We start from the raw sequence: 7,698 nt of genomic DNA on the forward strand, positions 1-7,698 counted from the left end.
CTGAAATCTCCATCTGCCCTAGCAGAAGAGAATCACATCATGGGCAGGCTGGGAACCCTGAATCTTGATGGCTGAGATACGCTCTAGCCTTGGATACCTGGGAGCGCTCTGTCACACTGGACGCCCCCTCATTGCAAAACATAACGGACCATTCATCTGAAATTTCGTCCCGCCAGCAAATGCTGGCCTTCGATGGGGCTGTTCAGGGGCAATCTCGCCGTCCTCTCAACGATCCCTTTCGGACGCTATCGGGGAAAGGACTCGAAGCGGTGAGCCGCGAGTCTAGAATACGTGTCGCTATGCGGGACGAAGCGGCCATGCACCTGATAGTCTGCAGGCCAAAAGCGAGGTGACATGCAGGCTGTGCCGGAAGAAATCGAACAAGTATCAGCCGCGATGGCAGACCTGCGCGACATACTCGGGGATGTTTTGCTCGCGGTCTATCTGCACGGTTCTGCGGTTTCGGGCGGGCTGCGACCCCAAAGCGATATTGACCTGCTGGCCGTTGTGGATCGCGGCCTTACAGGGGGCGAGCGGGACGCGCTTCTTTCGTCGCTGCTCCGGCTTTCTGGTCGCCACCCGGCAGTGCAAGGCGGACGGCGCTGCCTGGAAATCAACATGATGGGCCCGTGAGGAAGAATCCGGTTGAGAATGAAGCGAATTGTCATGAGAAAGTAGCTGTGGTATAATAATATTTGAATATTTTCGGGAGGTTAGCGAAATGTGGAGCGAAAAATTTAAAGACAATGGCGGCGGCGGGTCGGCGAGCGGAACTTGGAGTTTATCAAGGAACGGAGTTTTTGTAGCAGAGTTTGAGTGTAAGTCTAGAAGCTCGTATTGGGGATTTAAAGGAACGCTTTGGGCCGAAGTATATGAAGACGGTTTTCATATATTTACCACAAAAAAGAAAAATACTTGGGCAGACTTTAACGGAACCTTGTCCTCCAACCGATATGTTGATTTTGACCTTAAGGATAACATCCCTCTCGAAGTTATGCAGTATGTGGATAGCCCGCACGTTCAAATTGTTCATACGTCTCGCGATAATCCAACTTGGGAAGAGGCTGTTAAAGCTGCAGAAGAAGGGGCAAAGCAATTAAAGGACGTATTGTCGAGAACAGTTGGTTTAAAGACGATGAGCCTAACCGAAAATGGGGGGGGAGGCGAGGAGTCTATTAGGCTGCCTTACTAACGCTAATAATACAGAATAAGATCGGTGTTGCTGCAGAACTCAACTTTTGAGGTGAGTTCCCTTATCCCGCTGACCTCATGCCACGCGCTTGATCTCGGCTGTACCGAGCGCGTTAAAGCGGTTCAGGAGTGCGATGCGGATGTGGATTTTGGCCGTCTGTCTGCTCGAGTCTCGTGAGGCGATCCGCTCGCCGAAGGATTTGAAGCATCGCCTCTTGCATCGATCCGACTGTGAGTGATAGCCGGACCAACGTTTCCAAGTGGCACGATCAAAAGCGCCTGCTCGCCCGCATGATGCCGTTGCGGGCGCGGGCGGCAGGACAGTCCTCCTTCCACAAGCGACTGCTCTTGCGGATGGGAATGACGGCGGTGCAGCCGCGATCTAGGATTGCTGTGTGGCAACGCCGGGTGTCGGAGGCACCGTCGCCGGTCACGATGCCGATTTGTTCATCTGGCAGGATCTGGCCCAAGAGGTCCGGCAGCACGGGGCTGACGCCCTCACGGCCAGAATGAAGTACTAATCGCTCGTGGAAATATGCTGCCGAATCTGTAATTTCCCATCCGACGCTGCTTTTATGCGGTTCCTAGAGAACAGGAAATGTGGGATCATGTTCAGGTGACAAAGAAGCCCTCGGAGTACGGTGAGGAGATCAGTGTGGCTAATTGGCTGATAGAGTTCATCTCTGATACTTACACTGTTGAGGTAGAGTTTTTCGACACGTTCGGCCCTCTAAGCCAATGGCGCTCAAGGAAAGGCTAGCGCATTCTCAACGAGGAGCGGCTAGTCTATTAACTAGACTCGGAATGCAGTTGACGTTGCAGGGAACTAGCAGCTGTCGAACCTAGATATCGATGACACTGAGATAGAGCAGTCCGGTATCGGCTTGTTTAAGGTCAACGTGGGAAACTTTCGCGAAGGCGATTTACGATGGGTAGTCCGCGCACCTCTACAACTTCAGCAGGGATCGGCAAGGGATCGGCTAAGTTACGGCATCTCGTTCTATATGTCTAAGGTTATCAGACGCTAATAATGAACAATTTACATGTCTGATTACGGGGAGTGTAACAAAATGCTACTGTTTTTAATCCTAGTACTATCCTTCTCGTTTGCCGTGCTGATGAAAAGATATCTGATACCGGGAGCAAGCGAGGCACTAGTCGCGGCGGTAGCTTTTCTTCCTGCCCTGCTTTTCTTCTTTCAGACGGGTTCGGTGGCCAAGCTGTCTGGATTTGGTGTCTCAGTGGAGAGACTTCAGCAACAATTAGAAACGGGCATAGCGGAGGTTGGTGTGGCCATCGCGGACCTTGAAGCGGGATGGCTTTCCCCGGTTGATCCTGATGGGCCGTCTTTCGGCCAAGCAGCATACTGGGAGTCGTGCAGCAGGTTTTTAGTATTGAGAAAGTCCGATGTACCCGCGTTCAACACTCCCGATTTTTCAAAGTATGTTCGAGATGCAACATGGGCAATTCGTTCCTCGCTTACTTGCGGCAAGTTACAGGGCGTAATAGTTTTGGATGAAACAGATAGGTACATAGGTTCCTACAATTCCAGCTTCTTTTCTGAAGCCCTTGCTGCTTGGGCTCTCCCAGATATTGGGGCTTCCAATCCTGATCTTTCGAATCTGGCGGATAGGATAATGATGTATAGCACCTTCGGCACAGCCCTCAGATTCCCGGAAAGGCGGATAGAGTTGGGAGACGGGTATGTAGCGGCGGTGAATGAAAATCAAACGGTCGAACAAGCCCTGACTGATTTCAAAGTGCCCGAAGTCAAATTTGTCGCGGTTACCGATGCGAGAGGCGTTCTAAAGGGGGTACTGACGTTTGAAGATTTGAACTACTTCCTCTTGCAGGCGCTTGTGAGCAGCAGCGGATCATAGTCTGTAAGTTGTGTAGCCAGATCCCATAAGGCGAGGCCTTAAAGGCGCTCGAGCAAACTACCAGAAAATGCCGGAAGCAGGGCTACTTTAATCTGATGCCATCACGTTCGACGAGTTGATGGCGCGTCTAAAGCGTTTTCAGGACGTCGCCAATGCCCAATCCGAATGATCGGAAGGTGAACCCGCCGCGTCAAGGCTGCACAGATGACTGTATTGAATCGCTCCGGCAAACCCGGAGCGGTTCAACCAAGGACAGCAGAGATCATTGTAGCTACCGTCTGCTGCGCGCGCCTCGGGCATGTCGATGGTTGGCCGTACCGGGCCACTCGGTAGCGAATCGGTCTCACAATTTTAAGGTTTTTCTGCCGCAAGTTGACGCGGGTGCCGACAATTGTCGGCATCGCAATTAGAAGAGGCCATTTATATCAAGGCCGTCTTCTGCTTGTCGCGAGTGGAAAACGTCCAAGAAGACACTCAGTAATCGATGGCATGGCATCTCCACTAGAATGCACAAGCAATGTGGCGCTTGGATCAAAGCCCGACTCGTAGAATAATTGATTCACAGCGTCGCAGTCCAATTTCCACGCAAGCATTTGTAGATATTACGCGCGTCGGCTCGCTGGACGCCGATGCGCTTCAGTATATCTCGCCAAGGCCCGAGTATGGTACCATCACAATTAAGAAGAACGCTGTGAAGGGGAAAGGCATGGCTCAGAAGACAACAACTACGGGCGGCAAGTCGGTAAAAAAGTCGGCGGTCAAGTCTGCCGGACGTGCGACGGCAAAGACGTCCGAGCGGGTGGCTACCTCTGGAACGCAGGCATCGGGAGCCGAAAATGGCAGACGCGCTCCCTCCAAGGCGGCGTCCGTGCCAGCCGATGTCACCTTTGCCATGCCACCGTTGCCGGTCGGCAACGACTCACCGGCCGCCCTCGGCACCGGCGGCGGTAAGGCACATATGGTGGTCTACGTGCACGGGATCGGGCCAAAGCCGAGGGAAGAAGTGCTGAAATGCCAGTGGGACACCGCGCTCTTCGGCAACCGGATGGGCGACCGGACGCGGCTCGCCTATTGGGTCAACCGCGCCTACTATCCACGGCCGCTAGATGCGACCTGCGCGGAGCCGGACGAGGTCCGGGTCGACGACGACGAGATCTCGACCCGCACGATCATGGCACTCTCGCTCGGGCAGAGCGGCGCGGATGCCGACGAGCAGGCCGTCGAGAACGAGATCGAGGCGCTCGCTGGGGGTGACTCGGACAAGCGCAACACGCTGAAGAGCATTTCCGAAAAGATGCTGGCGGCGAGCGCCGTGACCAATGCCGAGAACGGCGGCTTGACCCGACCGCCGGGGTCTCCCGGGATCAAGATCGTGCCCTTCAGGCCGCTCAGGCAGTTCATCGCCCGCAGGGTGACGCGGGCCTTCATGCGGGACGTTCACGACTTCCTCTACGTCCCCGACCGGCGGCAGGCGATGCTCCGGAGCGTTGCCGAAAGAATTGCCGCGGGCGGCGGCCCGTTCGTGGTGATCGGCCACAGCCAGGGGTCGATGATTGCTTACCAGTTCCTGCGCCAACTCGATGCGAAACGGCACAAGGTCCCGCTCTTCGTCACGATCGGATCGCCCCTCGGAATTAAGGAGGTCCAGGACGCTCTACGCGATTGGGGCGGCGGCAAGCTCGAGGTGCCGGACTGCGTCGAGCGTTGGCTCAACTTCGCCGATCCCCGCGACATCGTTGCCCTACCGGATACTCGGCTCAACAACGACTTCGGCGGGGATACCAGGCTGGAGGACATCCCCGTCGAAAATCTCGTGCCAGACGATCCGCATTCTTCGACCGGATACTTGCGCCTCGAGGCGGTGCGGCACAAAGTGCGCCAGGCCGTCGGCTCGAGCTTCGCGCAGCCGATCGCACCATTTGTCATCGCTGGCGACTTCGTCGAGCAACTCGAGGGCAGCGACCCCGATGCGCGGCATGCCACACTGATCCAGCTGGCGGCAGATCGTTCTGACAGGGAGGGGGTGGCGCGCGATCTCAACGAGGTCGCCGATGCGGTAACAGGGGCGATCGACGACCTCCTGCGAAGCCGGGACCTCGATCCGGATGACGCCCGCACCGACCGGATGCGCCGGTATCTGTCCGCCGATCTCACGCGGCTCGAGGTCGAGGTGCTGCGCAGCCGGTTCCGCGAGTTGAAGATCGAGGGCATCTGGCGCAACGCGCCAAAGCAGGCCTTGATCAGTCGGTCTACGCACACGGTCCAGGCGCGCCCCGGCAACCTCGGCTATGGCGCCGACGGCCAGCGCATCGTGTGGGCGGTGCTCGACACCGGGATCTGCGCCAACCACCCGCATTTCCGGCGACACGCCAACGTCGTCGTGCAGTACGACTGTACCGGGTCGAAGGGCCTGGATCGGATCGAGCCCGGCGATCCCAGGTTCGACAAGTTCGACAAGAACGGCCACGGCACCCATGTGGCCGCGATCATCGCCGGCGAATGCCGGGTGGCCGCCTCCGGATCGGATCATCCAGTCTCCGGCCAGGATCCTGACCGGGGAGTGCTGTATGCCGGGATGGCGCCGGCCTGCCAACTCTACAGCTTCAAGGTGCTCGACGACAACGGCAACGGCCGCGACAGCTGGATCATCAAGGCGCTCGACGAGGTCGCGGCGATCAACGAGCGGGCAGGGCAGCTGGTGATCCACGGCATAAATCTCAGTCTTGGCGGGAACTTCGACCCGTCGGTGTTCGGCTGCGGCCACACGCCGATGTGCCAAGAATTGCGCCGGCTCTGGGGGCAAGGCGTCCTGGTGTGCCTAGCCGCCGGCAACGAAGGCTACACCTGGCTTCGCGGCGAGACAGGATATGTCCCGGCCAACCTTGATCTCTCGATCGGCGATCCGGCCAATCTCGAGGAGGCGATCGCGGTCGGGTCGGTCCACAAGTCCAACCCGCATACCTACGGCGTCTCCTATTTCTCGTCGCGGGGTCCAACGGCGGACGGCCGACGCAAGCCGGACTTGGTGGCGCCGGGAGAGCGGATCGTCTCAGCGCGCCACGACTGGACGGGCGGGGGTATCTCTGCAGGGATACTGCCGAAGCTTGAGGAACTCTATGTTGAACGGAGCGGCACCAGCATGGCCGCCCCGCACGTCTCAGGGCTGCTTGCGGCCTACCTGAGCCTACATCGCGAGTTTATCGGCTACCCCGCCCGAGTGAAGCAGATCCTGCTCGATAACTGCATTGATCTCAATCGCGATTGCTACGCGCAAGGTGCAGGCCTGCCAAGCCTCATTAAGATGCTAGCGCTGCACTGATTCGGGCACACATGCTGTCTAGTTGCGAGCAGATCGGTAAGATGCGTGACTGGGTAGACGCCCGGGGCAAAGTCATGTCTTGCAAGGCAATGCGGCATCATCACGATAGCTGAGCGTTGAAAAGATGATGTCCGCGCTGCAAGCGCCTTAGAACACCTAACAAAACCTTCTGATCTGGTTGAGGCAGATGAGGGCGCAGCCGAGGATCACGAAAGCCTCGTGGATGTCGGCGCGCCGCTCGTAGCGGATGGCGAGACGGCGAAAGCGGTTGGGCAAGCATGCGGCCTCGGTGTTTGGTGTTGTCGCGGCAAAGGGAGGTTTTGCCCCGGCGCCTCGATCACGCAAGCCGGGATCGCTTAGCTTGGCGGAGCGAGAGGAGATATCGCGTGGTCTTGCTGAAGGCCGTGCCCTTAGCCAGATCGGCCGCGATCTGGGGCGGACAACTTCTACGATCAGCCGTGAAGTTGCGCGCAACGGTGGACGCCGTGTGTATCGCGCTGCCCGGGCTGAAGAACGGGCATTGGATCGGGCTCTTCGCCCCAAGCCCTGTCGGTTGGCATTCAACCCCGCCTTGTGCAAGACTGGTCGCCGGAAAGCTGTCCGGCCAATGGTCGCCACAACAGATTGCCAGGTGGCTGAAGGCCCGGTATCCTGGAGACCCCTCCATGACCATCTCGCACGAGACGATCTATAAAAGCCTGTTCATACAGGCGCGAGGCGTCCTCAAGAAAGAGCTGCTCGCCCATCTGCGCAGTCGCAGGATCATGCGTCGGGGCCGAACCGCGACAACGGCAGGTCAGACCCGGGGACAGATCATTGACGCCGTGTCGATCCGGGACAGACCAGCAGAAGTCGAGGATCGCGCCATTCCCGGCCACTGGGAAGGCGACTTGTTGAGCGGCTCCAGAAACAGCCATATCGCCACGCTGGTCGAACGCAGCTCGCGCTTTGTCATGCTGGTCAAAGTCGAGGGCAAGGACAGCGACAGCGTCGTCGGCGCCCTGATCTCCCGGGTGCAGCACCTACCGCAGGGCGTCATGGCTTCGCTGACTTGGGACCGAGGGATGGAATTGGCTTATCATTACAAATTCACCGTCGCGACAGATGTCAGCGTCTACTTCTGTGATCCAAAGAGCCCGTGGCAGCGCGGCAGCAACGAGAACACCAATGGCCTCCTGCGCCAATACTTCCCGAATGGGACGGACTTATCCGTCTGGGAGTGTCCTGAACTTTGTGTATCTAGCCCGGTCCATGCGGTTTCAGATACTCAAGCGTCGAAGCGCTCGCCGAACATTATGGCGAACTGGT

4 protein-coding genes and 3 pseudogenes are annotated in these 7,698 nt (G+C 57.7%); 5 read left to right on the forward strand and 2 right to left on the reverse strand.

Features of this window, described 5'->3' with window-relative positions:
* The first annotated feature begins 354 nt into the window (after positions 1–354).
* Both RAH32_RS21045 and RAH32_RS21050 read left to right on the forward strand, forming a co-directional pair.
* Positions 355–633: a nucleotidyltransferase domain-containing protein gene (locus RAH32_RS21045; protein ID WP_306610360.1), complete on the forward strand. Its 279-nt coding sequence runs from the start codon at positions 355–357 to the stop codon at positions 631–633.
* An 88-nt stretch (positions 634–721) separates the two neighbouring features.
* Positions 722–1,192, forward strand: a complete 471-nt coding sequence (locus RAH32_RS21050; protein WP_306610361.1) for a hypothetical protein — start codon at positions 722–724, stop codon at positions 1,190–1,192.
* A 75-nt stretch (positions 1,193–1,267) separates the two neighbouring features.
* Here RAH32_RS21050 and RAH32_RS21055 read toward each other — a convergent pair.
* Positions 1,268–1,700, reverse strand: a pseudogene (locus RAH32_RS21055) (transposase); the annotation flags it as partial.
* Positions 1,701–2,234: 534 nt separating this feature from the next.
* Between RAH32_RS21055 and RAH32_RS21060 the strand changes: the two are divergent.
* Together RAH32_RS21060 and RAH32_RS21065 are read left to right on the forward strand one after the other, a co-directional pair.
* A complete protein-coding gene (locus RAH32_RS21060) occupies positions 2,235–3,071 on the forward strand; it encodes a CBS domain-containing protein (protein WP_306610362.1) in 837 nt (278 codons plus the stop codon).
* 706 nt (positions 3,072–3,777) lie between these two features.
* Positions 3,778–6,390: a S8 family serine peptidase gene (locus RAH32_RS21065; RefSeq protein WP_306610363.1), complete on the forward strand. Its 2,613-nt coding sequence runs from the start codon at positions 3,778–3,780 to the stop codon at positions 6,388–6,390.
* 156 nt (positions 6,391–6,546) lie between these two features.
* On the opposite strand, the pseudogene RAH32_RS21070 reads toward RAH32_RS21065, so the two are convergent.
* Positions 6,547–6,660 (reverse strand): annotated as a pseudogene (locus RAH32_RS21070) (IS5/IS1182 family transposase); the annotation flags it as partial.
* On the opposite strand from RAH32_RS21070, the pseudogene RAH32_RS21700 reads away from it, so the two are divergent.
* Positions 6,659–7,604: pseudogene (locus RAH32_RS21700) on the forward strand (IS30 family transposase); the annotation flags it as partial. The pseudogenes RAH32_RS21070 and RAH32_RS21700 overlap by 2 nt on opposite strands.
* Between the last annotated feature and the right edge of the window lie 94 nt (positions 7,605–7,698).

This window comes from Paracoccus yibinensis (assembly GCF_030846195.1).
GTDB lineage: Bacteria > Pseudomonadota > Alphaproteobacteria > Rhodobacterales > Rhodobacteraceae > Paracoccus > Paracoccus yibinensis.

Coding starts and splice junctions, on each gene's coding strand:
- RAH32_RS21050 (WP_306610361.1), top strand. CDS start 722: ATGTGGAGCGAAAAATTTAAAGACAATGGCGGCGGCGGGTCGGCGAGC.
- RAH32_RS21045 (WP_306610360.1), top strand. CDS start 355: ATGCAGGCTGTGCCGGAAGAAATCGAACAAGTATCAGCCGCGATGGCA.
- RAH32_RS21060 (WP_306610362.1), top strand. CDS start 2,235: ATGTCTGATTACGGGGAGTGTAACAAAATGCTACTGTTTTTAATCCTA.
- RAH32_RS21065 (WP_306610363.1), top strand. CDS start 3,778: ATGGCTCAGAAGACAACAACTACGGGCGGCAAGTCGGTAAAAAAGTCG.